A 23144-nucleotide genomic window follows, 5' to 3' on the forward strand; every position below is an offset into this window, starting at 1 on the left:
GGCCCTCACGCGTCGTCGTCGGGCTCCTCCTCGCCCAGCGCCCGGCGCATCTGATCGAGGCAGCCCTGCAGGATGTAGGCGGCGGCCAGCATGTCGACGACCTCGCCGCGCTTGGCCCGCGAGGCGTCCGCCGCGATCAGCGCGCGGGTGACGGCGGCGGTGGAGAGGCGCTCGTCGCAGTAGAGGACGGGGAGGGGCAGCAGCGGCTTCATGTTGCGCACGAAGGACCGGGTGGACTGGACCCGCGGGCCCTCGCTGCCATCCATGTTGAGGGGCAGACCGATGACGAGCCCGCCGACGGCGTGCGTCTCGCAGAGAGTCCGCAAGCGCGCGACGTCGGGGGTGAACTTCACCCGCCGGATCGTCTCCAGGGGCGAGGCGATCTGGCGCCCGACATCCGACAGGGCGAGCCCGATCGTCTTCGTGCCGAGGTCGATCCCGATCAGGCGGGGTCCGCCCTGCGACGCCTCCGCGAAGGCCCGCATCTCGGCCTCGTCCATGTCCGTCGCTCTCCGGTGATGGCGCCTCTCCTGCGCGATCCGGCCCCGGCCGGCAAGCCATACCTCCGGGTCGGGACAGGGTCTGCGAGTCAGTGCAGGCCGGCCGAGCCTTCGGTGCCGTCTCCGACGAAACTCGCGGGGAGGGGCTCGGCGCCCATGCCGAGGATGCCGCGCACCGCCGGTCCCTGGCTCCGCCGCATCAGGTCGACGAGGTCGGCCCCGCCGAAGCGCACCGTTTCGAGATCGGCACCCAGGACCCAGATCTCGTACTCCTCGCGCCCCGGCACCACGTCCCAGAACAGGAACTCGCCGGCCTCCGAGCGGCCGAAGAAGCCGGCCCGCTCGACCACGCTGGGATCGTCGCCCTCCACCTCGAAGCGGTGCTCGGGTCGGTCGCCGAGGACGGTGGCGATGCTGTGGGCGATCAGCTCGGCATGCGCGACGAGGTCGGTCTCCGGGGCCTCGCTCGGCACGGCCACCCGGAAGTAGCCGTTGGCGAGCCCGGCCCCGAGGGTTCGGCAGAAGGCGCGGTAGCTCTCCGGCAGGCCGAAGCCGAGTTCCGCCTCGGCCCGGTCGAGGGCCGCCTCGGTCGCCACCGGCCCCGGCGCGCAGGGCGAGAACACCGTCACCCACATGAAATCCACCTTCGTCTGGCCGTTAACCTTAAAGAAACGTTGTCATAGCCTTGCCGGGACCGGATCGGCCAGAGGATCGTTAATCGTTCGTTAAGACGCCGGATCCCGACCGCATGCCCGACCCGATCGCCCAGCCGAAACCCGCGCGACGCCGGATGCCGCTGCGGCACAAGCTGATGCTGGCGCTGGCCTGCGAGATCCTGCTCGTGGGCTTCCGCCAGGCCGACATCGTCCCGTCCAGGGCCGGCATCCTCATCGAGTCGCCGATCCTGCCCCATCACGCGATCGCCTGACGCGGCGGCATCCGCGCGGGGCGGCGGCCTGGAAAGAGGCCCGGCGTTGCGAGCGCGCGAAGGCGGGTGCTATAGCCCGGCCCGACGCCCCATCGCCCGCGGAACCCCGCCGGGCTGCGGTGGGAGCCTGAGGATCTGAAGACAGCATGTCGGTCGACGCAACGACGGTGAGGCGCATCGCGCACCTGGCGCGCATCGCGGTGAGCGAGGACGAGGTCGCCCCCCTGCAGGGCGAGCTCAACGCGATCCTGGCCTTCGTCGAGCAACTCGGCGCGGTGGACGTGACGGGGGTCGAGCCGATGACCTCGGTCACCCCGATGGCGATGAAGAAGCGGCAGGACGTGGTCACCGACGGGGCCAAGGCCGACGCCATCGTGGCCAACGCCCCCGAGACCGAGGACCATTACTTCCTCGTGCCGAAGGTCGTCGAGTAGGCGCACGCGCCGCCGACCCCGAAACCCGGCCGCCCCGAGGGACGGTCCGCCCGGCGCGCGAACGGCGACGGCGGCGGTTCCCCGGGACCCACCAGGACGAGCGCCCAGGACTCTGCCGCCCATGACCTCTCTGAACGAACTCACCCTGGCGGAGGCCCGCGACGGGCTCAAGGCCAAGGACTTCTCCGCCACCGACCTGACCCGCGCGCATCTCGATGCCATGGGGAAGGCGCGGGCGCTGAACGCCTATCTCATCGAGACGCCCGACCGGGCCATCGCCATGGCGGAGGCGGCCGACGCGCGGATCGCCGCGGGCCAGGCCCGTCCGCTCGAGGGCATCCCCCTCGGGATCAAGGACCTGTTCTGCACCGAGGGCGTGGCGACCACGGCCGGCTCGAAGATCCTCGAAGGCTTCACCCCGGCCTATGAATCGGCCGTGACCGCCAATCTCTGGCGCGACGGCGCGGTGATGCTCGGCAAGCTGAACCTCGACGAGTTCGCCATGGGCTCGTCCAACGAGACCTCCGCCTACGGCGACGTGGTCTCGCCCTGGCGCCGCGCCGGATCGGACGCCAAGCTGGTGCCGGGCGGCTCGTCGGGCGGCTCGGCGGCGGCGGTGGCCGCCCATCTCTGCCTCGGCGCCACCGCGACCGATACCGGCGGCTCGATCCGCCAGCCCGCCGCCTTCACCGGTACCGTCGGCATCAAGCCGACCTACGGCCGCTGCTCGCGCTGGGGTACGGTGGCCTATGCCTCCTCCCTGGACCAGGCCGGCCCGATCGCCCGCACGGTCCGCGACTGCGCGATCCTGCTCGGCTCGATGGCCGGCCAGGACGCGCGCGACACCACCTGCGCCGACCTGCCCGTGCCGGACTTCGAGGCCGCAATCGCCCGCGGCGTGAAGGGGCTCACCATCGGCATTCCGAAGGAGTATCGGGTCGAGGGCATGTCGGCCGAGATCCAGGTGCTCTGGGACCGGGGCGCGGCCATGCTCCGGGACGCCGGCGCCACGATGCGGGAGATCTCGCTGCCGCACACCCAGTACGCCCTGCCGGCCTACTACATCGTCGCCCCGGCCGAGGCCTCCTCGAACCTCGCCCGCTACGACGGCGTGCGTTACGGCCTGCGCGTGCCCGGCAAGGACATTGCCGGGCTCTACGAGAACACCCGCGCCGCCGGCTTCGGCCGCGAGGTGAAGCGCCGCATCATGATCGGCACCTACGTGCTCTCGGCCGGCTATTACGACGCCTATTACGTCCGCGCCCAGCGTATCCGCACCCTGATCAAGCGCGACTTCGAGCAGGCCTACGCCTCCGGCATCGACGCGATCCTGACCCCCGCGACCCCGTCGGCCGCCTTCGGCATCGGCGAGAAGGGCTCGGGCGACCCCGTCGAGATGTACCTGCAGGACGTGTTCACCATCACGGTGAACATGGCGGGCCTGCCCGGGATCTCGGTGCCGGCCGGCCTCGACGCGCAGGGCCTGCCGCTCGGGCTCCAGCTCATCGGCCGCCCCTTCGACGAGGAGACGCTGTTCGCCGCCGCCCAGGTGATCGAGGACGCCGCCGGACGGACCCGGCTGCCCGCCGCGTGGTGGGCATGAGGCGCACCCGATGACGGTTCCGGTCTATCCCTTCGACGTCTGGATCTGGGCCGCCTTCGATCCGGTGCTGATCGCCATCGCCCTGGTGATGGGCTGGAAGTCGGACCAGTTCGTGAAGGTCATCCTCGTGTCGCTGATGGCCTTCGCGGTCTCGGTCCTGGTGTCCTGGGGCGTGACCGCGATCGGCATTCCCTGGCCGGCGCCGGTGAGCCACGACGGGCCGACCTTCTTCCCCGTGCGCTGGATCGCAGGCTTCGTCTGGGGCACCCTGGGCTTCCTGGCCCACCAGCTCTATCGCCTGCGCGCTTGACCGCGCCGGCCGGCGCTTCCACCTTTCGGGTGCAGACGCGCGCCCCGCAACCTCTCCGGCGCGCATCCGCGCCCCGCAACGCTGAACTCGGGCCATCATGACCGCTGCCGTGAACCCCAAGAAGCTCATCAAGGGCGGCCTGCACGACTGGGAGGTCGTGATCGGCATGGAGATCCACGCCCAGGTCACGAGCCGCTCCAAGCTGTTCTCCGGCGCCTCCACCGAGTTCGGCGGCGAGCCGAACGACCACGTTTCCCTGGTGGACGCGGCGATGCCCGGCATGCTGCCCGTGATCAACGAGGAATGCGTGGCCCAGGCCGTGCGCACCGGCCTCGGCCTGAAGGCACAGATCAACCACCGCTCGGTGTTCGACCGGAAGAACTACTTCTACCCGGACCTTCCGCAGGGCTACCAGATCAGCCAGTTCAAGGACCCGATCGTCGGCGAGGGCGAAGTGCTGGTCGACTTGGCCGAGGGCGAGACCATCACGGTGGGAATCGAGCGGCTGCACCTCGAGCAGGATGCCGGCAAGTCGCTGCACGACCAGAACCCGACCCAGAGCTTCGTCGACCTCAACCGCTCCGGCGTCGCCCTGATGGAGATCGTCTCGCGCCCCGACCTGCGCTCGTCGGAGGAGGCGCGCGCGTACGTGACGAAGCTGCGCACCATCCTGCGCTACCTCGGCACCTGCGACGGCGACATGGAGAAGGGCTCGCTCCGCGCCGACGTGAACGTCTCCGTGCGCAAGCCCGGCGACCCGCTCGGTACCCGCTGCGAGATCAAGAACGTCAACTCGATCCGCTTCATCGGCCAGGCCATCGAGACTGAGGCCCGGCGCCAGATCGCGATCATCGAGGATGGCGGCACGATCAGCCAGGAGACCCGCCTGTTCGACCCGGCCAAGGGCGAGACCCGCTCCATGCGCTCGAAGGAAGAGGCGCACGATTACCGCTACTTTCCCGACCCGGACCTGCTGCCGCTGGAATTCGATCAGGCCTATGTCGACGCGCTCGCCGCCGGCCTGCCGGAACTGCCCGACGCCAAGAAGGCGCGCTTCATCGAATCCTACGGGCTGTCGCCCTACGATGCCGGCGTGCTCATCGCCGAGCGCGCCTCGGCCGATTACTTCGAGGCGGTGGCCAAGGGCCGCGACGGCAAGGCCGCGGCGAACTGGGTCATCAACGAGTTGTTCGGGCGCCTCAACAAGGAGGGCCACGGCATCGAGGCGAGCCCGGTCTCGGCTGACCAGCTCGGCGCCGTCGTCGATCTCATCGGTGAGGGCGTGATCTCGGGCAAGATCGCCAAGGACCTGTTCGAGATCGTCTGGTCCGAGGGCGGCGACCCGCGCCAGATCGTGGAATCGCGCGGCATGAAGCAGGTCACCGACACCGGCGCCATCGAGGCCGCGGTGGACGAGATCATCGCCAAGAACCCCGAGAAGGTTCAGCAGGCCAAGGAGAAGCCGACCCTGCTCGGCTGGTTCGTCGGCCAGACCATGAAGGCCACCGGCGGCAAGGCCAACCCGGCGGCGGTGAACGCCCTGCTGAAGGCGAAGCTCGGGATCGAGTAGGAATCCGGACCGCCTCCGACACCTCGGAGGCGGTCGAGACCGAGTGGCGAACCGGTGCATCCGACCAGCCGGGCGACGCACGAATCGTCCGCTGGGCGGGGTTCGCCACCTGCCGGCGGCCTGCCCGAGCGCGATACCGTGCGCCGTTCACGGGCTTTCAGGCATGGGTCAAGCCGCTCGCGCGGAAGCGCAGCGTCGAACCTTCGATAGACAAAAAGGGGGTGGCCGTCCGACGCGCAGTGCGCCCGCCAGCAAATGATAGGATCGGCGGCGGAAGCGGCCGAGGTGGGGCCTGGTGCATGTCTGACGTCGTGCCGTGCTGGCCGCGTCTGCGCCCCGGAGACCGCTTCCGTCCCGTAATTCGCGTCGTGCGCTGCTCAACGTCCAGGTCGAATCAGCCCTGGATGATCGCCGCAGCCGCCTGCTGGGGTGGAGTCATTCCCGCATCTCCTGCTTCTCGTCGGTCATGATCGCTTAACGATCAGGGCCTCCTCGTTGCTTGAGCTGTGCTTTGCCGTCGAAGCACGAGAACAAGGTGCGACCAGATCGGCGAAGCGTCAAGAGCCTATTTGCGCGAATTCGCGACTGTATTCATTCCCATCGCGGCGGCCTCGAAATCGTGTTGCGGCACAGGCCCTTGACCATCCCTGCAACCGGACGGCCCCGCACCACAGCCTACGGGGTGGGAGTGGCGGCTCCGGTGAAGCGGCTGCGCAGGCGGTCGAGCCAGTCCCGGCGGTGGGTGCCGGGCTCGCCCACCGAGACGGTGGCGGTCATGCCGGCGACCAGCGTCACGCCCTCGGGCACCTGCTCGATCCGGATGCGCACCGGCACGCGCTGGGCGAGGCGCACCCAGGTGTAGACCGGGTCGACGTTGGGCAGGCCCTGCGTGCTCGCGGCGGCGTTGGCTGTGCTGATGCCCAGGGTGATGCTCTCCACCGTGCCGCGGATCGGGGGATCGTAGCCGAGGAGTTCGGCCGAGACCGGATCGCCCACATGGATATGGGCCATCTTGGTCTCCTCGAAGTAGCCGTCGATCCAGAACGAATCGGTATCGATGATCGCGACGTTGACCGTGCCGGTGGTGGCGTAGTCGCCCGGGCGCAGGAGGAGGTTCGTCACCCGGCCGTTCACCGGCGATCGCACCTGGGTGCGTCGAAGATTGACCTTGGCCTGCGAGAGCTGCGCCTTGGCCGAGGCCACCGCCGCCTCGGCGATCTTGGCGGTGCCGGCATATTGCTGCTTCTCCTCGACGGAGGTCGAGAGGGTGGTCAGCGCCTCGCGCCGGGCGGCCTGGGTCTGTTTGACCTGCAGGTCGGCCTCCCGATTGTCGAGTTCGGCCCGGGCCGAGGTCACCGAGACCTCGAAGTCGAAGGGGTCGATGACGTAGAGGATGTCGCCCTTCCTGACGGTCTGGTTGTCGGAAACGCGCAGCTCCGTGATCTGGCCCGAGACCTGGGGCGCCACGCCGGCGACCTGCACGCGCACCCGCCCGTCGCGGGTCCAGGGGGCGGTGACGTAGAACTGCCAGACCAGGGCCGCCGCGACGAAGGCGCAGGCCAGGACGAGCCCGGTGACCAGCAGGCGCAGCACCCGTCGGCTGCGCCCAGGTGCGCGTGGGCTCGTATCCGGCCCTGAGGCGGATGGCCGGACCTCCGATCCTACGGCGGCGGTCTCGGCGGGCGGGTCTTGAGCCATCGTCACAGGAACACGATCAGGAGGGCGAGGATGCAGACGTAGAGACCGGCCTCCGCCAGGGGCGGGTTGGCGACGTAGCGGGCGATGCGCAGGCGCGCGAAGAGCAGCCGCAGGACGACCAGGATCACCAGCGCCCCGGCGGCGTAGGCCACGAAGGGCGAGAGCAGCACGCCGCCGAGATCGAGATCGCTGCGCATCAGGAGGCCCGGATGCCGAGACGGCGCAGGAAGCGCTCCTGGCCCTCGGCGACATGGGCGGCGGTGGCGAGGTCGCTCACCGCCCGGGCGAGGTTCAGGCGGGTGGCCGGAGCTGCCTGTGCGCCCGTGGCGAGGAGGGCCGCGGCCGCCTCCCGCATCCGGCCGGCATCGACGCTCGCGAGGGCGGCGCGGGCCCGGCCCGCCACCGCCGCGAGGGCATCGTCGCGGGCGAGGCCGCGCAGCTGCGCATTGGCGCGCGCGGCCGCAGATTCCATCCGGGCGAGATCGAAGGCGCGGTCGAGGCTCGCCCGGCGCACGGCGGCGCTGCCCGAGCTCCAGCGGGCGAATTGCAGCAGCCGGTCGCTGTTGAGGCTGGTCCGGGTCGTGGCGTCGCCGCCCCGGCCGGCCAGGGCCTCCACCAGGGCGCGACGGGCCGAATCGAGGGCGAAGGCCCGATGCCGGCAGTTCGAGACCGGCAGGATGACGCGGACGGTGAAGAACAGGATCAGGGCCGCGAAGACAACCAGAAAGGCGTTGGTGAGGAACCCTTGCGGATCGTAGCTCTGGGGGTTGGCGGGCGAGAGCAGCACGGGGAAGAACACCAGCAGGATGAAGCCGATCCCGAAGGTCGGCGGGTTGAGGCTGAGGAAGCAGGCGGCGAAGACCACCGGCGCCATGGCGATGGCCAGCAGGGGAAAGCCTTGCACGCCGGCGAGTGCCCCGAACAGGACGATCCCGGCGCAGAGGGCGGCGAGCGGCATCCCGATGAGCACGCCCCTGGCGAAGACGCGCGGGTCGGGCGTGGTCGAGGAGAGCGAGCAGGTCGCCGCCACCTGGACCAGGGCGAAGGAGGTGGCGGGCCAGCCGGCGGCCACGAGAAGGAGAGCGGTCAGGCCGAAGGCGATCACCACCCGCATCGCGCCGCGCAGGGCCTCGGGCACGTCGCGATGGGTCGGGAGCGGGACGTCTCGCAGGGGACGCCCGCCGCAGGCGAGGACGCGGTGACCGTCGGCGGCGAAATGGGCCGCGCGGGCGAAGTCGAGGGCGCGCTGCAGGGCCAGGAGCGCGTCGAGGGGTTGGTCATTCGCGCGTACGGCGTCCTCGACCAGGTCCGACAGGCGCGCCACTGTCCCCGCCCGATCCGCCTCCGGCTCGGTCAGGTTGAGGCAGAGGGCGCGCGCCTCCGCGACGGCGGCCGTCGGAGCGGACAGCCGGGCGACGGCCGCCCGAAGGTGGCGGGCGGCGGCCGCCATCACGTAGAGGGCCGCGATGGCGCTGCGGGCGCCGGCGGCCCGGTCCGGCCCGTCGTCGAGTTCGCCCGCGATGGCGCCGGCGTCGCCCCGCAGGGCGGCGATCCGGCGGATCAGCGCAGCCGTGCGCTCGGAGCCGGGATCGCCCCGCGTCAGGGTCTCGCGGGCGAAGGCCCGGGTCTCGGCGATGGCGTCGCCGAGAGTGTCGCGGACGGTTCGCCAGATGCTCGGCGAGCCGAGGGCATCGTTGATGAAGGTGATCGCCACGATGCCGAGGGTGATCGCCGCGACCCGGTCGACGGCCGCGTCGAAGGTGTTCTGCGGCGTGTCGATATGGGCGATGGCGATGATCGCCACGGTGTAGCCGGACAGCATGGCCCCGTAGGACCGCGTATCCTGCAGGAAGTGGGCTGTGAAGACGCACAGGCCGAGCCAGGTCGCGAAGGCGACGAGGAGCACCACCCGGTCCTGCGCGAACAGCGCCATCAGGACGAGGGCCACGGCCGCACCCACCAGGGTGCCGAGGAAGCGGTAGAGGGCCTTCGACAGGGCCTGCCCACGCTTGGGCTGGGCCAGGATCGCCACGCAGACGGCCGCCGAGGAGGCACTCGACAACTGCAGCCAGAAGGCCGCGTAGAGCGCGAGGATCATCGCGAGCCAGATCCGCACCGCGAAGGCCCAGGCGGCGGGCTCGGGGACCACGCGCTCGAAGGCGGCGAGCACCCGGTCCGGCAGGTCGGGGCGGCGATCGGCGAGAGTGCTCACCCGGCGACCCCGGGCGGCGACGCCTCGGGCGAGCGCGCCGCGATCCGGGCCTGCCAGAGGCAGAGCAGCGGGCTGACGAGGAGTTCGACCGCCAGCGCCGCCATCATCAGGAAGGAGGGCAGGCCGGTGAGCGCCCAGCCGAGCAATCGCGCGAGGCCGCCGAGCGCCACCACCAGGGTGAGGAAGCGGAACAGGGTGGTCTTGGCTTCGATGCCCGGCACGCAGGTCCAGAACAGGATGCCGATGCCCATGTGCAGGCCGGACAGGTACCGGAAGTGACTGTCGGCCGAGACGTCCACGAGGCCGCCGCGGCCGATCCCGTTGAGTCCGAACAGCACGCCGTAGAGGCCGGACGCCACCGGGACCAGGGCCATCACCGCCACCGCGCGCTGTAGCGCCTGCCGTTCCCGCATCGTCGCGTCCGTCCGGAGTCACCCTGCCAGGATCGGAAACCGGGACGGTCAGGCTTACGTTCCTCGGCGGTCCGCGAATGAGCCCGATCCGCCCGGAACCAAGGCCCGCGGCGGGGGCGGTTCAGGCCTTCACCTGCTTCAGCCGCTTCACGCACTTGCTGTAGTATTGCGGCCATTTCGGTCCCTGCGCGGCCTTGTCGGCGACCGAGAGGGCGCGCCACTCGGCGCCGCACTTCTTCTGGCGCTCGCGGGCCGCGCTCTGGCCGACGCTGAGCTCCTTGGCGGGCTTGGGCGCCGCGACGGCTTGCGCCAACGCACCGCCGGAGACGAGGGGACTTGTCACAACGAGGGGGCTTGCCAGGAGCAGCAAGCCCGCGAACAAAGCACTGGTGCGACGCGAACGGAACGACAGCATGACGACCCCCGGGACGTTTGGGCGCCGCCATCTGGCGGGCCGACCGCATCACAGCCACAACCCTGAGCGGGGGCAAGCGCCATCCGCACGGGTATCGGCACGATCCACCGTTCGTGCCGCCGGCACGGAGCCTGCAACCATCCGCTCGCGTCCCGGATTGTTTCGGGGCATCGAGCGAGCCTGAACTGGGTCGGAAGAAACCGCATGGCACACGCGCCGGGAAAATCCATCGACGTGCACACCTGGAGCACGCCGAACGGCTGGAAGATCCCGATCATGCTGGAAGAGTGCGGGCTGCCCTACCGGGTGTTACCGGTGAACATCGGCCGCGGCGACCAGATGGCTCCGGACTTCCTGAAGATCTCGCCCAACAACAAGATTCCCGCCATCGTCGATCCGGACGGCCCGGGCGGCAAGCCGATCACGGTGTTCGAATCGGGCGCGATCCTGCAGTATCTCGGGCGCAAGACCGGCTGCCTCTATCCCGCCGACGAGCGTGCCCGCGTGGCCGTGGACGAGTGGCTGTTCTGGCAGATCGGCGGCTTCGGGCCGATGCTCGGCCAGGTTCACCACTTCCGCATCTACGCGCAGCAGAAGATCCCCTACGCCATCGACCGTTTCACGGCGGAGGCCCAGCGCCTCTATGGCGTGCTCGACAAGCGTCTCGCCGACCGGGACTACGTGGCGGGCGACTTCTCCATCGCCGACATCGCGATCCTGCCCTGGGCCAAGTACCACGAGAAGCAGAGCATCGAACTCGCGAGCGTGCCCCACGTACGGGCTTGGCTCGACCGCGTCATGGCGCGGCCGGCCGTGCAGCGGGGCTTCGCGGCGGTCTGACTCGGAGCGCCCCGACGTGGGGCGCCGACACCCGAGGCGTCGTCACTCGGCCGGAGCGGCGGCCTTCGCCGCGGGGGCGGCCTTGGCGCCCTTCGGCGCGGACCGGGGTGCCGGGGCCGTCTCGGGCGCGGTCGCGGAAGCCTGCTGGTTCACGTCCGGCACCCGGGTCCAGGTCTGCGAGCCGCAGAGAACCCTCAGCAGGCAGCCGGAGACCGACAGCTCGGAGCTGCTCTCCCGCTCCAGGCTGACCTGGTACATCTTGCCCTCGTCGGCGTTGTAGATCTCGCCGGAGAACTTCGCTTCTTCGGGCTTCAGGTTGTCGAGGAGCGGCAGGCCGATCACCGGACGGCCGCGCTTCTTCGGATCGGGATTCTTGATGTCCGTACGCGGGGTGCCGTCCTCGTTGGTTGCGGTCTTGGCCCAGACCACCTTCCCGCAGATGTTGGCAGCACCCGGTCCACAGCGGTCGATGCGGACCTTGGCGCGGCCGTCCCCGGTGAGCCAAGTGCCCGACGGGTCCTGGGCCGGCGTGGCGGAGGCGGGGGCGAGGCCGGCGAGGATGAGGGCGGCAGTGAAGGCGACGCGCATGTCCTGGTCTCCATGTGGCGTGGCTGCGGCTGGACGCCGGCGGCCAGAGGGTCGGCAGGGATCGGTGGTTGCCCATCGGGGAGGGCCGTGATCGTCTGGCCACAGGAGGCGTCCGCATTCGGGCGTTTTTCCGGCGCTGTTGCGCCAAAGCCATGGCGGCGGAAAAACCGTCACCGGGGGCTCGCTTGTCCCCAGCGAATCCGCCTCGGGTTGAGGGCCGGGAGCCCGCCCGCTATAAGCCCGGCGCCGAAGCCATTTTCGGCTGAGCGATCACAACCGGACGGACCATGGCCACCGAGCGCACCTTCTCCATCCTCAAGCCCGACGCGACGAAGCGGAATCTGACCGGAGCGGTCAATGCCGTGATCGAGAAGGCGGGCCTGCGCATCGTCGGCCAGCGCCGCATCCAGATGAGCCGCGCCCAGGCCGAGAAGTTCTACGAGATCCACAAGGAACGCCCGTTCTTTGGCGAGCTCGTGGAGTTCATGACCTCCGGGCCGGTCGTCGTGCAGGTGCTCGAGGGCGAGAACGCCGTCGCCAAGTACCGCGAAGTGATGGGCGCCACCAACCCGGCCAATGCCGACGAGGGCACCATCCGCAAGACCTTCTCCGAGTCGGTCGGCGAGAACACCGTTCACGGCTCCGACAGCCTCGAGAACGCCAAGGCCGAGATCGCCCAGTTCTTCCAGGACGCCGACATCGTCGGCTGAACCTTGCAGGACGCCGACATCGTCGGCTGAACCTTGCAGGACGCCGACATCGCCGGCTGAACCTTGCAGGACGCCGACATCGCCGGCTGAACCCTTCGGTGCGCCGGAGCCTCGCGGAGGCTTCGGCGTTTGCCGTCCCGGTGTGGCTCCGGCGCCCTTGCGCGGCAGGGTCACGAACGTGAAACCGGTTCGTTCCCGAATCGCTTTCACGGACCCATCATTCCATGCGCTCCATCGCCCCGCGCACCGGCCGGCTCCTGCTCGCCGCCGGCCTGCTCTCGCTCGTCGCCGCCTGCAACGCCAACAAGGCCGGGCCGACCGCGTCGCTCGAAGGCTACACGCCCGATCCGGCCCTGAAGACGGCCTCCGCCGGCAACCTCACGGGCCGCGTGCGCCACGCCTGCACCGTCACCCAGGCCCGTCTGCAGAACGTTTCCGAGGTCTCCCTCGCGCGCCCCTGCGGCTGCTACGCGAACCAGACGCTCGCGAGCCTCGACAAGGGTGAGCTCGATGCCTACCGCAGCACCGGCTACTTCAACGATTCCGCCCGCGCCAAGGCCCTGAACGCCCTCGACAGCTGCAAGCTGCCGCGCCCGGCGTAAGGCGCAGCCCCTGACCCCGGGCCTCAGGCCCGGGGTGCCTCGGCGGGCTCCGCCTGCGTGAAGTCGCGCCAGAGCAGAATCAGCGCGGCCATCACCGCCGGGCCGAGGAACAGGCCGAGGAGGCCGAAGGTCTCGACGCCGCCCAGGATGCCGAGCAGCACCCAGAGGAAGGGCAGGCGGGTCGTGCCGCCGATCAGCGCCGGACGCACGAAGTGGTCGGCGACGAAGGTGACGACGAAGCCCGCCATCACCACGACCACCGCCGGCACCACCGCGCCGTTGGCAAGCAGGATCGCGGCTGCGATGCCGAAGATCAGCGGCGCCCCGAACGGGATCATCGCAGCCACCGCTGTCAGCGCGCCGAGCAGCACCGGGTGCGGCACTCCGGCGAAGTAGTAGACGATCCCCAGGAGCACGCCCTCGCCGAGGCCGACCAGGACGAGTCCGTCCACGGTGCCGTGGACCGAGGCCACCATCTGCCGCGCCACCCGCTCGCCCCGCGGGCCGAACAGCCTCGCGCTGGCGGTGAGCACCTGCGCGGCGACCGCCCGGCCGTCCCGGAACAGGAAGAACAGCGCCACCAAAGTGAAGCCGAACAGCACGATGCGCCGGACGATCTGCGCTCCGAGGCTGCGGGTCACCCCGATCACCGAGGAATTGTCGAAGCGGTGCAGGAGCTCGGAGCCTGCGGCGGGGTGGCTCAGGTTCTCCGTCCACCAGGCCTGCGCCTGCGCCGCGCCGAAGGGGAGGTGAGCAAGGAAATCCGGTACCGGGATGCCGGATTTCTCGAAGGAGCGCGCCCAGGCGACCACGTCGTGCGCCTCCCGCGCCGCCTGCACCCCCAGCACCACGAGGGGAATCAGGAAGACCAGGGCCACCGCAGCGGTGAACAGGAGGGGCAGCAGGATGTTGTGCCGGCCCGGCGGCCAGCGACGCTCGGCGCGGGCGTAGAGCGGCCCGAGGGCGATCGCCAGGATCACCGCCCAGACCAGGGCCGGGATGAAATGGTGCAGCACCCAGATCCCGAGCCCCGCGAGGGCGACGACCAGGGCGAGCCGGGCCAGGCTCTGCGCCGGGCCCGGCAACGGGTGCGCGTCCGCACGCGTCGGACGGTCGGGGGCCAGACGCGGGTCGGGCGCGCCCGCGGGCGGGGCTCCGGCCGGCGTCACGGAGGGAAGATGTGCCATCGTCAAGCTCGACCTCTCGGGGACCGCCAGCGGCGGCAGGTCCTGCCCGTGCATCTAGTCCATCGTTGCGGGATCGGAACGGAAGCGCCGGCCCGATCGCGACGCCGTGATGGCCAAGGTTGCCCCTCCTACACCCCTCGTGTAAGGGACCGCCTTCACTGTCCAGGGCGGCGGAAGCGCCGGCCCACGGGGCATGCTGCGCGACCGGGGGCACCGGGCATCATGCGCCGGATCGCTCCGGCCCCCGATCGGCACGGGCCGAATCCGGCGGGATACCCAGTCACACGGCGAGAACGCATGTCCGACCAGACCCACACCGCAACCTTCGACCGCGTCGCGGACATCATCGCCGACACCGCCGACATCCCGCGCGATACGATCACGCCCGAGAGCCACGCGATCGACGATCTCGGGATCGATTCGCTCGCCTTCCTCGACATCGCCTTCGCGGTGGACAAGGCCTTCGGCATCAAGCTCCCCCTCGAGCGTTGGACCCAGGAGGTCAACGAGGGCAAGGTGCCCGCCGAGGAGTACTTCGTTCTGAAGAACCTTTGCGCCCGCATCGATGCCCTGGTGGCCGAGAAGGCCGCCAAAGCCTGAGTTCGATCCGCCCGGTCCCCCTCGGTACCGGCGCGGTCCCTTCGAAACACCCGCCCGCACGGGACCCTGGGACGCCATGCGCCTCGAATATTTCGAGATGATCGACGCCGTGACCCGGTTCGACCGGGAGGCCGGCCGGATCGAGGCCCTGGCCCGCGTGCCGATGGAGAGCCCGGTCTTCGAGGGGCACTTCCCCGACCACCCGCTGGTGCCGGGCGTGCTGCTCACCGAGACCATGGCGCAGGCCTCGGGCTACCTCGTGCTCGCGCATCTGGGCTTCCGGCAGATGCCGTTCCTGATGGGCGTCGACAAGGCGCGCTTCCGCTCTTTCGTCGGCCCCGGCGCCGAGCTCCACATCGAGGCGAGCCTGGAGCATGACGGCTCGGGCTACGCGGTGACCAAGGCGGCGATCCGCCACGACGGCAAGCCGCTGGCCAATGCCGAACTGCGCTTCCGCACCATGCCATTCCCGGCCGGCCTCGACGCGCCCATGCGCGCGCGGGCGCGCAAGATCGGGCTGTTCGATCTCGCGGGCGAGCCCGCATGACCAGGCTGGCCCGCGACCGTGCCGACGTGAGCGTCCTGAGATGAGCGACGGGGTGAGATGAGCATTTCGCGCGACGTCGTCGTCACCGGCATCGGCCTCGTCTCCTGCGCGGGCGAGGGCATCGCGGCCCATCTCGCGGCCTTCGAGGCGGGCGTGCCGGCGCGCACCGACACCGAGACCTTCGCGCCCTACACGGTGCATCCGGTCGCGCCGCTTGCCCTCGACGGACAGATCCCGAAGAAATCCGACCAGCGTCAGATGGAACCCTGGCAACGCCTCGGCGTCTACGCCGCCGGTCTCGCCCTCGATTCTGCCGGGGTGAAGGGCGACGCCGACCTCAAGGGCCGCATGCACCTCGTGGTCGCCTGCGGTGGCGGCGAGCGCGACACGGCGGTGGACGGCGCCATCCTCACCGGCCTGCGCGAGGCGGCCGATCCGGGCGCCTACCTCAACGAGCACCTGCAGAACGACCTGCGCCCGACCCTGTTCCTGGCCCAGCTCTCGAACCTGCTCGCCGGCAATATCGGGATCGTCCACGGGGTCACCGGCGCCTCGCGCACCTTCATGGGCGAGGAGGCCGCCGGCACCGACGCCCTGCGCATCGCCCAGGCGCGGATCGCCTCCGGCCAGGTGGACTGCATGCTCGTCGGCGGCTCCTACAGCGCCGAGCGCCCGGACGTCATGGTGATCCACGAGATGGGCGGCTACCTGCGCGCCCGCGACTTCCGCCCGGTCTTCGACCGCGTGCCGGAGGACGAGGCCGGCTTCATCCTCGGCAGCGCGGCCGCCTTCCTGGTGCTGGAAGCCGCCGCGCACGCCGCCGCGCGCGGGGCGCGGGCACTCGCCCGCCTCGGCCCGGTGGGCAGCGAGCGCACGAAGCGCGCGCCGGGCAGCACCGAGGCCAGCCTCTCCGCCCTCTGGGCAGCGACAGGCGTCGAGGCTCCGGAAGCGGTTCTCGCCGGGGCCACGGGCGTCGCCCCGATCACGGGCGAGGAAGGCGCCGCTCTGGCGCGCCTCGCGCCGGGCGTGACCGTGACGGCTCTGGGCGATCTCACCGGCCACTCCCTCGAGACGGTGGCACCCTTCGGTGCGGCCCTGGCGGCGGCGCTCGTCGCCGAACGGGGGCTGCGCGAAGTGGCGGTGACGGTGGTGGGCCACCGCCGGGGCGAGGGCGTGATCCGGGTGACGGCGGCCTGACCCGGGGCGACCCCCGGGCTCCGGTCGCGGCGAAAAGAGTGTAGGACGGCGCGATGACGAACCAACCTCTCCGGGACACGAAGGGCCGGCCGCTGGTGGCGGTCACCGGACTCGGCATCGTCACCTCCCTCGGGCAGGGCCAGGCCGACAACTGGGCGGCGCTGACCGCCGGCCGGTCCGGCATCCACACCATCCGGCGCTTCCCCACGGAGGGCCTGCGCACCCGCATCGCCGGCACCGTCGACTTCCTCGACACCGACCCGCTCGTGGCGCCGGCCCTGTCGCAACGCTTCGCCGAGGCCGCCGCCGACGAGGCGATCGCGCAATCGGGCATCGGCCGCCCCGGCGATTTTCCCGGCGCCCTGTTCATCGCCGTGCCCCCGGTGGAGATCGAGTGGCCGCAGCGCCGGGCCCTGGCCGAGGCCTCAGGCCAGAACGGTCCGATCACCTACACCGACCTGCAGCGTGCCGCCGCGAGCCGGCGCTTCGACCCCTGGCACGACCTGTTCATCTTCGGCACCGTCGCCGACCACATCGCCGACCGCTTCGGCACCAAGGGCTCGCCGATCTCGCTCTCCACCGCCTGCTCCTCCGGCGCCACGGCGATCCAGCTCGGCGTCGAGGCGATCCGGCGCGGCGAGGTCACCGCCGCCCTCTGCATCGGTACCGACGGCTCGGTGAACCCAGAATCCCTGATCCGTTTCTCGCTGCTCTCGGCCCTCTCCACGCAGAACGACCCGCCGGAGGCCGCCTCGAAGCCGTTCTCGAAGAACCGCGACGGCTTCGTCATGGGCGAGGGCGCGGGCGCTCTCGTGCTCGAGGACGCGGAGGCGGCGCGCGCCCGCGGCGCGAAGATCCTCGGCTACGTGCTCGGTTGCGGCGAGAAGGGCGACGGCTTCCACCGCACCCGGTCGAGCCCCGACGGCGCGCCCGGCATCGCGGCCATCCGCGCGGCCCTGGCGGACGCCGGCACCGATCCGGACGCCATCGACACCGTGAACGCCCACGGCACCTCAACCCCGGAGAACGACAAGATGGAGGCGATGAGCTGCGCCGCCGTGTTCGGCGACCGCATCCGCGCCCTGCCGGTGTCGTCCAACAAGTCGATGATCGGGCATACCCTGACGGCCGCCGGTGCGGTGGAGGCGGTGATCTCGCTCCTCACCATCGCGCACGGCCGCATCCCGCCGACCATCAACTACGCGGTCCCCGACCCCGCCATCCCCCTCGACATCGTGGCGCAGGCCCGCGACGCGCCGGTGCGGCGGGTGCTGTCGAATTCGTTCGGCTTCGGCGGCCAGAACACCTGCCTCGTGCTGGCGGACGAGCCGGCATGAGAACGGACAGCAACGCGGAGCCCAACCGCCGCGTCCTCGTCACCGGCGGCGCCTCCGGCCTCGGCGCCGCCATCGTGCGGGCGCTCGCCGCCGCCGGCCACGACGTGGCCTTCACCTACCGCTCCTCCGGCGAGGCGGCCGAGCGGCTGGTGGCGGAGCTGTCGGCGGCCCATCCCGGCCGCGCGATCACGGCCCAGGCCCTCGACCTCTCCGATCGCGCCGCCGTCGAGGCGTTCTGCGAAGGGATCGAGGCCGGCGAGGGCTTCCATGGCTTCGTCCACAATGCCGGCCAGTCCTACGACGCGCTGGCGGCGATGCTGGACCAGGACCGGGCCGAGGCGGCCATGCAGGTGAACTTCTGGTCGCTGACCCGCCTGGCGAAGTCCCTGGTCCGCGGCATGATCCGGGCGCGCTGGGGGCGCATCGTCGCGATCGGATCGGTGGCCGCCCTGCAGGCCAATCCCGGCAATGCGGCCTACGCCGCCACCAAAGGGGCCCTGATCGCCTATTGCCGCACCCTCGCGGTCGAATCGGCCAAGCGCGGCGTCACCGTCAACGTGATCGCGCCGGGCTTCATCGACACCGAGATGATGGCGCCCTACGCCGCCCATCGCGCCACCATGGAGCGCCAGATCCCCGCCGGCCGCTTCGCCAGGCCAGAGGACGTGGCCGCCCTCGCGGCCTTTCTGATGGGCGAGGGCGCCGCCTACATCACCGGCGCGGTGTTGCCCGTCGACGGTGGCCTGACCGCGATGATGGGCGTCCACCGCTCCTGAGGCCGTGCCCGCCATGTCCCCGCGCCTCATGCTCCTGATCCTCGCCGCCCTGGCCCTCGTGCTCCGCGCCGCCGGCCCCACCGCTGCGGCCGAAGCGTTCCGCGTCGACGGCCTTCCGCGCGGCGAGACTCTGAGCATCCGCGAGACGCCCGACGCCGCCGCGCCCACCCTCGGCCAGGTCCCGGTGGGCGCCCGCCTGCGCGGCTTCGGCTGCACCGCCGAGACTCCGAGCGGGCTGACCTGGTGCCGGGTCAAGGCCGGCCCCATCCTCGGCTGGGCCCGACGGCGCTACCTGTCGCCGGAATGACGCCATCCCCGCGGGTTGATGCCTCGTCCCGCGAAGGCTAGCGAGAGGCGCATGAACCGCCCGGCCCTCGCGGGGGCATCCGCGGCGCCCCGCGAACAGAAGCGAGCCCCATGCAATCCCTCCAACTCCACGGCGACCGCGACCTGCGCCTCGAGGAGGTCGCGGAGCCCGCCGCACCCGGCCCCGGCGAGGTCCAGATCCGCGTGCGCGCGGTCGGCCTCAATTTCATCGACGTCTGGGGCTTCCGCGGCATGGCCTTCGCCAAGCGCAAGCTGCCGCTCGCGGTCGGGGCCGAGGCCTCGGGCGAGATCGTCTGCGTCGGCGAGGGCGTCGAAGGCTTGGCCGAGGGCGACCGGGTGGCGATGTACGGCGCCCGGACCTGCGGCCGGTGCAAGGCCTGCCGGGAGGGCCGCGACAACCTCTGCGAGGACGTCTCCGGGGTGATGGGGTTCCACATCGACGGCTTCGCCCGCGAGCGGGTGACCATGCCGGCCCGCCTCGTCATCAAGATGCCGGACGGCGTCAGCTTCACCGATGCGGCCTGTGCCCCGGTGGCCTTCGGCACCGTGCAGCACATGCTGTTCGACAATGCCCGCCTGGAGCCGGGTGAGAGCATCCTCGTCCATGCCGGCGGCTCCGGCATCGGCACCGCGGCGATCAAGATGGCCAAGGCCATCGGCTGCACCGTGTTCACCACGGTGGGCGACGATGCCAAGGGCGAGAAGGCCAAGGCGCTCGGCGCCGACCACGTCGTCAACTACCGCGAGGAGCGCTTCGAGGGCGAGGTCCGGCGGCTGACCAAGCGCAAGGGCGTCGACGTGGTGTTCGAGCATGTCGGACCCGATACCTGGAACGGCTCGCTCCTGTGCCTGAAGCGCGGCGGACGCCTCGTCACCTGCGGCTCCACCTCGGGCGTCTCGACCACCATGAATCTGATGCAGCTGTTCCAGCAGCAGTACCGCATCACCGGCTCGTTCGGCTGCTCGATGGCCAACATCCGCGACGCGATGGGCAAGATGGCCCAGGGGATCACGCCAGTGATCGATACGGTCCTGCCGCTCGCCGATTTCGCGCGAGGGCTCGAGCGGCTGGAATCGCGGAAGGTGTTCGGCAAGATCCTCGTGACGCTCTGAGTTGCAGCGCACACGGGTGCCCACCCGCGTAAAAATGAATTATGCCAGGAACCAGGGTCGTCGCCGGAACGTCCCGCGTCACGGGATTCGTTTTGCTTCGCCTCGCCCTCGTCCTGAAGCGCAACCTGCCACGCCTCGCCGGGCTCGCGATGATTCCCCTGATCCGGGGCCTGTTCTGGCTGGCGCGAAGCCTCGGGGCCGAGCGGGCGAGCGGGCTCGGCGGCCGGATCGTCCGGACGATCGGCCCCTTCCTGCCCGCTCACCGCACCGCGATGGCGAATCTCCGCGCCGCCTTTCCGGAGCGCGACGAGGCCGCGATCCGCGCCCTTGCCCTGGAGGCTTGGGACAATCTCGGACGTACCGGCGCGGAATACGCCCATCTCCATACCCTGATCGACATCGACCCGGCCGACCTCACGGCCAGCCGGCGCATCACGGTCGCGGGCGAGAACCACTTTGCCGACCTGCGCGATGACGGCAAGCCGGGCCTGATCTTCTCGGCTCACCTGGCGAACTGGGAATTGCCGGCGATCTGTGCGGCCCGCTTCGGCCTCGACGCCACCGCGATCTTCCGCCCCCCCAACGATGCGGCCTCCGCCCGCCTGGTGCAGGAGGTCCGGCGCCAGACCATGGGCGGCCTGGCTGCGGCGGGGCAGGGCGCGGTCTTCGCCATGCAGGGCGTGGTCGAGCGCGGCGGCCATCTCGGCCAGCTCATCGACCAGCACTTCACCCGGGGCGTCGTGGTGGAGTTCTTCGGCAAGCCGGTGCTGGTCAACCCGCTGCTCGGAAAGCTCGCCCGCCACTACGAATGCCCCGTCCACGGCGCACGCGTGGTCCGGCGCGACGGATCGGGCTTCCATCTCGAGCTGACCCCGCCTCTCGACCTGCCGCGCGACGCCTCCGGCGCCATCGACGTCCAGGGCGCGATGCAGGCGATGACGCGGGTGATCGAGGGATGGATCCGCGAGAATCCCGGGCAATGGCTCTGGATGCACCGGCGCTGGCGCCCCGCGATGCTGCCGAAGCCGAAACCGGCCCAGACGCCGGGGCCGGACGCGGCAGGGCCGGCAGGGGCCGGCGAGAATCGAGCGACCGTGATGACGGGGAATGGCCGGGCAGCGGTATCCTGATCCCATGAGCCGCGTCGCCACGCCCCTCTCGCGCCGGACCGCCGGCCTGTGCCTCGCCCTGCTCCTCGCGGGCGGCGTTCTGGCGGCGAACGCGACCCAGGTCCGGGCGGCCGAGCGTACGCCCGTGGTGATCGAGCTCTACACAAGCCAGGGCTGCGCCTCCTGTCAGCCGGCCTCGCGGGTTCTCGCCGAGTTCGCCCGCGAGCCCGGGATCATCGCCCTGACGTTCCCGATCACCTACTGGGACTATCTCGGCTGGAAGGATGTCTATGCCCAGCCCGCCTTCACGGCGCGGCAGCGGGCCTACGCGTCCCTGCGCGGCGAGCGGCAGGTCTTCACGCCGCAGGCCATCGTCAACGGCGAACCCTCGATGATCCGCTCGGACCGCAACTCCCTGGAGCGGGCCCTGCGCCGGGCGCGCGCGGCGAGCCCGGTCCAGGTGCCGGTGCGGAGCTGGGAGGAGGGCGACCGGATCTGCATCGACGTCGGCGCGAATCCCGGGGCCGAGGCCAAGGCCGAGCTCTGGCTGCTCCCGGTGATGCGCCGCCGCCGCATCGCCATCGGCGGGGGCGAGAACAAGGGGCAGGTGTTCGATTACATCAACGTCGTGCGCGGGATGCACCGGATCGGTCCCTGGACGGGACATGCCTCCCACTACGAGGTGCCGCGTCACGCAGCCCAGGTCGCCGAAGCCGATTCCTACGTGGTCGTTCTGCAGGGCGGCAGCGAGGGACGCCCCACCCGCATCCTCGGCGCCGCCAAGGCCCCGGGCTTCTGAGACGCCCCGGCGGGATGCGGACAGCGCCCCGGGATCGCTCCCGGGGCACCGTTTGACTGAGCGGCCAGTGTGATCGGGCTGGGGATGCTCAGGCCAAAGCGAGGTCCGGCGTCGGATCAGTACGAGCCGAACTTGTAGTTCAGGCCGGCCCGCACGACGGCGAACTCGTCGGAGCGGCGGCTGGTATAGCCCGTCGTGGCAGCATAACCCGTGCCGGACACGCTGTACTGGGTGCCCGTCGAATTCGAATAGGCGAAAACCCCGTTGGTGCTGTTGCGGTCGAGGCTGACATAGAGGCCTTCGACCTTCACCGTCACGGCGGAGGACTTGAAGAAGTTCAGGAACGAGTCGGTCGGCAGGGCGTACTCGATGCCGCCGCCGGCGGCCCAGCCGGTGCGGAACGTGTCGCTGGTGCTGTTGGGCAGGCCGAAGCTGGAGCCGCCCCCGCCGCCATAGGCGAAGCCGCCGGTGCCGTAGACCAGGGTGCGGTCGAAGGCGTAGCCGAGGCGACCGCGCACGGTACCGAAGTAGTCGAGGTTCGACAGGCCGTTCGGGTTGACGAAGGTCAGATCGGCATTGGGCGTGCCGACGAAGGACGCCGTGTTTCGGTCGGTGCCGAAGCCGAGATACTGCGCATCCGCCTCGACGCCGACCACGAAGCCGGAGCCAGGGGTGAGCTGGTAGTTGTAGCCGATCTGGCCGCCGCCGGTGAAGCCGTCATGGGCGTCGCGGTTGCTGAAGGCGACGAGGCCCGGTGCGGCGCCGTTGGCGATGATGCCCGAAGCGGCCGTGGTGCCGACGACGGTGGCGCCGCCGCTGCTGCCGGCATCGAAGCCGTAGCCGGCGTTGAGTCCCGCGTAGAATCCGGTCCAGCTGAAGACCGGGACCGCCGTGAAGACGGGCGGCGCCGCGCGGCGCGGAAGGTCGGCGGCGGAGGCCGCGCCGGCGAGCAGCGCGGCCATCGGGCCGGCCAGAACTAGGGTCTTGGTCATGAGATCCTCGTTGTCTCCCACGGGAGATCGCGAGCCCGGGCGATGGGTCCGATCCGCCGGCCGACGCAGGTCGTCCATCCCGGACGGCACAGACATACGCCCGGACGGTGTCGGGATAGACCGATTCGGTCATTGCATGCGTGCGTCGGCAAACGCGGAGGGCAGTGATCGAACGGTCCCCCGCATGCGGCCTCGGAAGCGGGTTCGGAGCATCGGCCCGTCAGGGCGGCTGCAGGTCCGTGGCCGGTGCGACCACAGCCCAACCATGCGTGGGAAAATTACCCACGTCAATTGAATCGCCAAGATCGGCGTGCGCTCGCACACGAGGGACGAACGC

27 protein-coding genes are annotated in these 23144 nt (G+C 70.8%); 17 read left to right on the forward strand and 10 right to left on the reverse strand.

Annotated elements, in window-relative coordinates; genetic code table 11:
- Positions 1-5: 5 nt before the first annotated feature.
- A complete protein-coding gene (gene ruvX, locus ACLBWX_RS11270) occupies positions 6-500 on the reverse strand; it encodes a Holliday junction resolvase RuvX (protein ID WP_447677157.1) in 495 nt (164 codons plus the stop codon).
- Between the two features lie 89 nt (positions 501-589).
- Positions 590-1135, reverse strand: a complete 546-nt coding sequence (locus ACLBWX_RS11275; protein WP_447677158.1) for an SMI1/KNR4 family protein — start codon at positions 1133-1135, stop codon at positions 590-592.
- 113 nt (positions 1136-1248) lie between these two features.
- On the opposite strand from ACLBWX_RS11275, the gene ACLBWX_RS11280 reads away from it, so the two are divergent.
- The 5 genes from ACLBWX_RS11280 (at position 1249) to gatB (ending at position 5345) form a co-directional block, all read left to right on the forward strand.
- On the forward strand, positions 1249-1428 hold the full coding sequence (locus ACLBWX_RS11280) for a hypothetical protein (RefSeq protein WP_447677159.1): 180 nt from the start codon (positions 1249-1251) through the stop codon (positions 1426-1428).
- Between the two features lie 146 nt (positions 1429-1574).
- Positions 1575-1862, forward strand: a complete 288-nt coding sequence (gene gatC, locus ACLBWX_RS11285; protein ID WP_447677160.1) for an Asp-tRNA(Asn)/Glu-tRNA(Gln) amidotransferase subunit GatC — start codon at positions 1575-1577, stop codon at positions 1860-1862.
- 121 nt (positions 1863-1983) lie between these two features.
- Positions 1984-3465 carry an Asp-tRNA(Asn)/Glu-tRNA(Gln) amidotransferase subunit GatA gene (gatA, locus tag ACLBWX_RS11290; protein ID WP_447677161.1) on the forward strand — a complete coding sequence of 494 codons (1482 nt, stop codon included), beginning with the start codon at positions 1984-1986 and terminating at the stop codon, positions 3463-3465.
- 10 nt (positions 3466-3475) lie between these two features.
- A complete protein-coding gene (locus ACLBWX_RS11295) occupies positions 3476-3775 on the forward strand; it encodes a hypothetical protein (protein ID WP_447677162.1) in 300 nt (99 codons plus the stop codon).
- A gap of 97 nt (positions 3776-3872) precedes the next feature.
- Positions 3873-5345 (forward strand): Asp-tRNA(Asn)/Glu-tRNA(Gln) amidotransferase subunit GatB, encoded by a 1473-nt coding sequence (gene gatB, locus ACLBWX_RS11300; RefSeq protein WP_447677163.1) that lies wholly within the window; start codon positions 3873-3875, stop codon positions 5343-5345.
- A gap of 675 nt (positions 5346-6020) precedes the next feature.
- On the opposite strand, the gene ACLBWX_RS11305 is transcribed toward gatB, so the two are convergent.
- The 5 genes from ACLBWX_RS11305 to ACLBWX_RS11325 form a co-directional block, all read right to left on the reverse strand.
- Entirely contained in the window at positions 6021-7043 is a 1023-nt protein-coding gene (locus tag ACLBWX_RS11305; protein ID WP_447677258.1) for an efflux RND transporter periplasmic adaptor subunit, read from the reverse strand.
- A 2-nt stretch (positions 7044-7045) separates the two neighbouring features.
- Positions 7046-7240: a DUF1656 domain-containing protein gene (locus ACLBWX_RS11310; RefSeq protein ID WP_447677164.1), complete on the reverse strand. Its 195-nt coding sequence runs from the start codon at positions 7238-7240 to the stop codon at positions 7046-7048.
- Positions 7240-9255, reverse strand: coding sequence for an FUSC family protein (locus ACLBWX_RS11315; protein WP_447677165.1), 2016 nt, complete (start codon positions 9253-9255; stop codon positions 7240-7242). The genes ACLBWX_RS11310 and ACLBWX_RS11315 overlap by 1 nt, the downstream gene beginning before the upstream one ends.
- Entirely contained in the window at positions 9252-9668 is a 417-nt protein-coding gene (locus ACLBWX_RS11320) for a DUF4345 domain-containing protein (RefSeq protein ID WP_447677166.1), read from the reverse strand. Before ACLBWX_RS11320 ends, ACLBWX_RS11315 begins: the two co-directional genes overlap by 4 nt.
- Before the next feature lie 121 nt (positions 9669-9789).
- Positions 9790-10083 carry a hypothetical protein gene (locus tag ACLBWX_RS11325; protein ID WP_447677167.1) on the reverse strand — a complete coding sequence of 98 codons (294 nt, stop codon included), beginning with the start codon at positions 10081-10083 and terminating at the stop codon, positions 9790-9792.
- Positions 10084-10287: 204 nt separating this feature from the next.
- Between ACLBWX_RS11325 and ACLBWX_RS11330 the strand changes: the two genes are divergently transcribed.
- Complete coding sequence (locus ACLBWX_RS11330; RefSeq protein ID WP_447677168.1) at positions 10288-10923, forward strand: glutathione binding-like protein; 636 nt, start codon at positions 10288-10290, stop codon at positions 10921-10923.
- Positions 10924-10965: 42 nt separating this feature from the next.
- Here the strand turns inward: ACLBWX_RS11330 and ACLBWX_RS11335 are convergent, their stop codons facing one another.
- Positions 10966-11511 (reverse strand): DUF2147 domain-containing protein, encoded by a 546-nt coding sequence (locus ACLBWX_RS11335; RefSeq protein ID WP_447677169.1) that lies wholly within the window; start codon positions 11509-11511, stop codon positions 10966-10968.
- Between the two features lie 287 nt (positions 11512-11798).
- Between ACLBWX_RS11335 and ndk the strand changes: the two genes are divergently transcribed.
- Together ndk and ACLBWX_RS11345 are read left to right on the forward strand one after the other, a co-directional pair.
- Entirely contained in the window at positions 11799-12221 is a 423-nt protein-coding gene (ndk, locus tag ACLBWX_RS11340) for a nucleoside-diphosphate kinase (protein WP_447677170.1), read from the forward strand.
- 224 nt (positions 12222-12445) lie between these two features.
- On the forward strand, positions 12446-12823 hold the full coding sequence (locus ACLBWX_RS11345) for a hypothetical protein (protein ID WP_447677171.1): 378 nt from the start codon (positions 12446-12448) through the stop codon (positions 12821-12823).
- 23 nt (positions 12824-12846) lie between these two features.
- Here ACLBWX_RS11345 and ACLBWX_RS11350 read toward each other — a convergent pair whose 3' ends face one another.
- A complete protein-coding gene (locus ACLBWX_RS11350) occupies positions 12847-14010 on the reverse strand; it encodes an AI-2E family transporter (RefSeq protein WP_447677172.1) in 1164 nt (387 codons plus the stop codon).
- Positions 14011-14307: 297 nt separating this feature from the next.
- Here ACLBWX_RS11350 and ACLBWX_RS11355 point away from each other — a divergent pair, with 297 nt between their 5' ends.
- The 9 genes from ACLBWX_RS11355 (at position 14308) to ACLBWX_RS11395 (ending at position 21815) form a co-directional block, all read left to right on the forward strand.
- Positions 14308-14610 (forward strand): acyl carrier protein, encoded by a 303-nt coding sequence (locus ACLBWX_RS11355; protein ID WP_055949487.1) that lies wholly within the window; start codon positions 14308-14310, stop codon positions 14608-14610.
- A gap of 76 nt (positions 14611-14686) precedes the next feature.
- Positions 14687-15157, forward strand: coding sequence for a 3-hydroxyacyl-ACP dehydratase FabZ family protein (locus ACLBWX_RS11360; RefSeq protein WP_447677173.1), 471 nt, complete (start codon positions 14687-14689; stop codon positions 15155-15157).
- Positions 15158-15214: 57 nt separating this feature from the next.
- On the forward strand, positions 15215-16354 hold the full coding sequence (locus tag ACLBWX_RS11365) for a beta-ketoacyl-ACP synthase (protein ID WP_447677174.1): 1140 nt from the start codon (positions 15215-15217) through the stop codon (positions 16352-16354).
- A 53-nt stretch (positions 16355-16407) separates the two neighbouring features.
- Positions 16408-17691 carry a beta-ketoacyl-ACP synthase gene (locus ACLBWX_RS11370; protein ID WP_447677175.1) on the forward strand — a complete coding sequence of 428 codons (1284 nt, stop codon included), beginning with the start codon at positions 16408-16410 and terminating at the stop codon, positions 17689-17691.
- Positions 17688-18467, forward strand: a complete 780-nt coding sequence (locus ACLBWX_RS11375) for an SDR family NAD(P)-dependent oxidoreductase (protein ID WP_447677176.1) — start codon at positions 17688-17690, stop codon at positions 18465-18467. Before ACLBWX_RS11370 ends, ACLBWX_RS11375 begins: the two co-directional genes overlap by 4 nt.
- 13 nt (positions 18468-18480) lie before the next feature.
- On the forward strand, positions 18481-18774 hold the full coding sequence (locus ACLBWX_RS11380) for an SH3 domain-containing protein (protein WP_447677177.1): 294 nt from the start codon (positions 18481-18483) through the stop codon (positions 18772-18774).
- A 110-nt stretch (positions 18775-18884) separates the two neighbouring features.
- Positions 18885-19907 carry a zinc-binding dehydrogenase gene (locus ACLBWX_RS11385; protein WP_447677178.1) on the forward strand — a complete coding sequence of 341 codons (1023 nt, stop codon included), beginning with the start codon at positions 18885-18887 and terminating at the stop codon, positions 19905-19907.
- Between the two features lie 92 nt (positions 19908-19999).
- Positions 20000-21037, forward strand: coding sequence for a lipid A biosynthesis lauroyl acyltransferase (locus ACLBWX_RS11390; RefSeq protein ID WP_447677179.1), 1038 nt, complete (start codon positions 20000-20002; stop codon positions 21035-21037).
- A 4-nt stretch (positions 21038-21041) separates the two neighbouring features.
- Positions 21042-21815: a DUF1223 domain-containing protein gene (locus ACLBWX_RS11395; protein WP_447677180.1), complete on the forward strand. Its 774-nt coding sequence runs from the start codon at positions 21042-21044 to the stop codon at positions 21813-21815.
- Positions 21816-21931: 116 nt separating this feature from the next.
- On the opposite strand, the gene ACLBWX_RS11400 is transcribed toward ACLBWX_RS11395, so the two are convergent.
- Positions 21932-22807: an outer membrane protein gene (locus tag ACLBWX_RS11400; protein WP_447677181.1), complete on the reverse strand. Its 876-nt coding sequence runs from the start codon at positions 22805-22807 to the stop codon at positions 21932-21934.
- Positions 22808-23144 lie beyond the last annotated feature (337 nt).

The sequence above is a fragment of the Methylobacterium sp. M6A4_1b genome, from assembly GCF_053345175.1.

Excerpts from the sequence above, each read along its gene's own strand:
- ACLBWX_RS11365 (WP_447677174.1), top strand. The coding sequence starts at position 15,215 with ATGAGCATTTCGCGCGACGTCGTCGTCACCGGCATCGGCCTCGTCTCC.
- ACLBWX_RS11385 (WP_447677178.1), top strand. The coding sequence starts at position 18,885 with ATGCAATCCCTCCAACTCCACGGCGACCGCGACCTGCGCCTCGAGGAG.
- ACLBWX_RS11375 (WP_447677176.1), top strand. The coding sequence starts at position 17,688 with ATGAGAACGGACAGCAACGCGGAGCCCAACCGCCGCGTCCTCGTCACC.
- ACLBWX_RS11400 (WP_447677181.1), bottom strand. The coding sequence starts at position 22,807 with ATGACCAAGACCCTAGTTCTGGCCGGCCCGATGGCCGCGCTGCTCGCC.
- gatB (WP_447677163.1), top strand. The coding sequence starts at position 3,873 with ATGACCGCTGCCGTGAACCCCAAGAAGCTCATCAAGGGCGGCCTGCAC.
- ACLBWX_RS11330 (WP_447677168.1), top strand. The coding sequence starts at position 10,288 with ATGGCACACGCGCCGGGAAAATCCATCGACGTGCACACCTGGAGCACG.
- ACLBWX_RS11280 (WP_447677159.1), top strand. The coding sequence starts at position 1,249 with ATGCCCGACCCGATCGCCCAGCCGAAACCCGCGCGACGCCGGATGCCG.
- ACLBWX_RS11310 (WP_447677164.1), bottom strand. The coding sequence starts at position 7,240 with ATGCGCAGCGATCTCGATCTCGGCGGCGTGCTGCTCTCGCCCTTCGTG.
- ACLBWX_RS11380 (WP_447677177.1), top strand. The coding sequence starts at position 18,481 with ATGTCCCCGCGCCTCATGCTCCTGATCCTCGCCGCCCTGGCCCTCGTG.
- gatA (WP_447677161.1), top strand. The coding sequence starts at position 1,984 with ATGACCTCTCTGAACGAACTCACCCTGGCGGAGGCCCGCGACGGGCTC.
- ACLBWX_RS11355 (WP_055949487.1), top strand. The coding sequence starts at position 14,308 with ATGTCCGACCAGACCCACACCGCAACCTTCGACCGCGTCGCGGACATC.
- ACLBWX_RS11370 (WP_447677175.1), top strand. The coding sequence starts at position 16,408 with ATGACGAACCAACCTCTCCGGGACACGAAGGGCCGGCCGCTGGTGGCG.
- ACLBWX_RS11295 (WP_447677162.1), top strand. The coding sequence starts at position 3,476 with ATGACGGTTCCGGTCTATCCCTTCGACGTCTGGATCTGGGCCGCCTTC.
- ndk (WP_447677170.1), top strand. The coding sequence starts at position 11,799 with ATGGCCACCGAGCGCACCTTCTCCATCCTCAAGCCCGACGCGACGAAG.
- ACLBWX_RS11350 (WP_447677172.1), bottom strand. The coding sequence starts at position 14,010 with ATGGCACATCTTCCCTCCGTGACGCCGGCCGGAGCCCCGCCCGCGGGC.
- ACLBWX_RS11345 (WP_447677171.1), top strand. The coding sequence starts at position 12,446 with ATGCGCTCCATCGCCCCGCGCACCGGCCGGCTCCTGCTCGCCGCCGGC.
- ACLBWX_RS11305 (WP_447677258.1), bottom strand. The coding sequence starts at position 7,043 with ATGGCTCAAGACCCGCCCGCCGAGACCGCCGCCGTAGGATCGGAGGTC.
- ACLBWX_RS11325 (WP_447677167.1), bottom strand. The coding sequence starts at position 10,083 with ATGCTGTCGTTCCGTTCGCGTCGCACCAGTGCTTTGTTCGCGGGCTTG.
- ACLBWX_RS11395 (WP_447677180.1), top strand. The coding sequence starts at position 21,042 with ATGAGCCGCGTCGCCACGCCCCTCTCGCGCCGGACCGCCGGCCTGTGC.
- ACLBWX_RS11320 (WP_447677166.1), bottom strand. The coding sequence starts at position 9,668 with ATGCGGGAACGGCAGGCGCTACAGCGCGCGGTGGCGGTGATGGCCCTG.
- ACLBWX_RS11360 (WP_447677173.1), top strand. The coding sequence starts at position 14,687 with ATGCGCCTCGAATATTTCGAGATGATCGACGCCGTGACCCGGTTCGAC.
- gatC (WP_447677160.1), top strand. The coding sequence starts at position 1,575 with ATGTCGGTCGACGCAACGACGGTGAGGCGCATCGCGCACCTGGCGCGC.
- ACLBWX_RS11275 (WP_447677158.1), bottom strand. The coding sequence starts at position 1,135 with ATGTGGGTGACGGTGTTCTCGCCCTGCGCGCCGGGGCCGGTGGCGACC.
- ruvX (WP_447677157.1), bottom strand. The coding sequence starts at position 500 with ATGGACGAGGCCGAGATGCGGGCCTTCGCGGAGGCGTCGCAGGGCGGA.
- ACLBWX_RS11335 (WP_447677169.1), bottom strand. The coding sequence starts at position 11,511 with ATGCGCGTCGCCTTCACTGCCGCCCTCATCCTCGCCGGCCTCGCCCCC.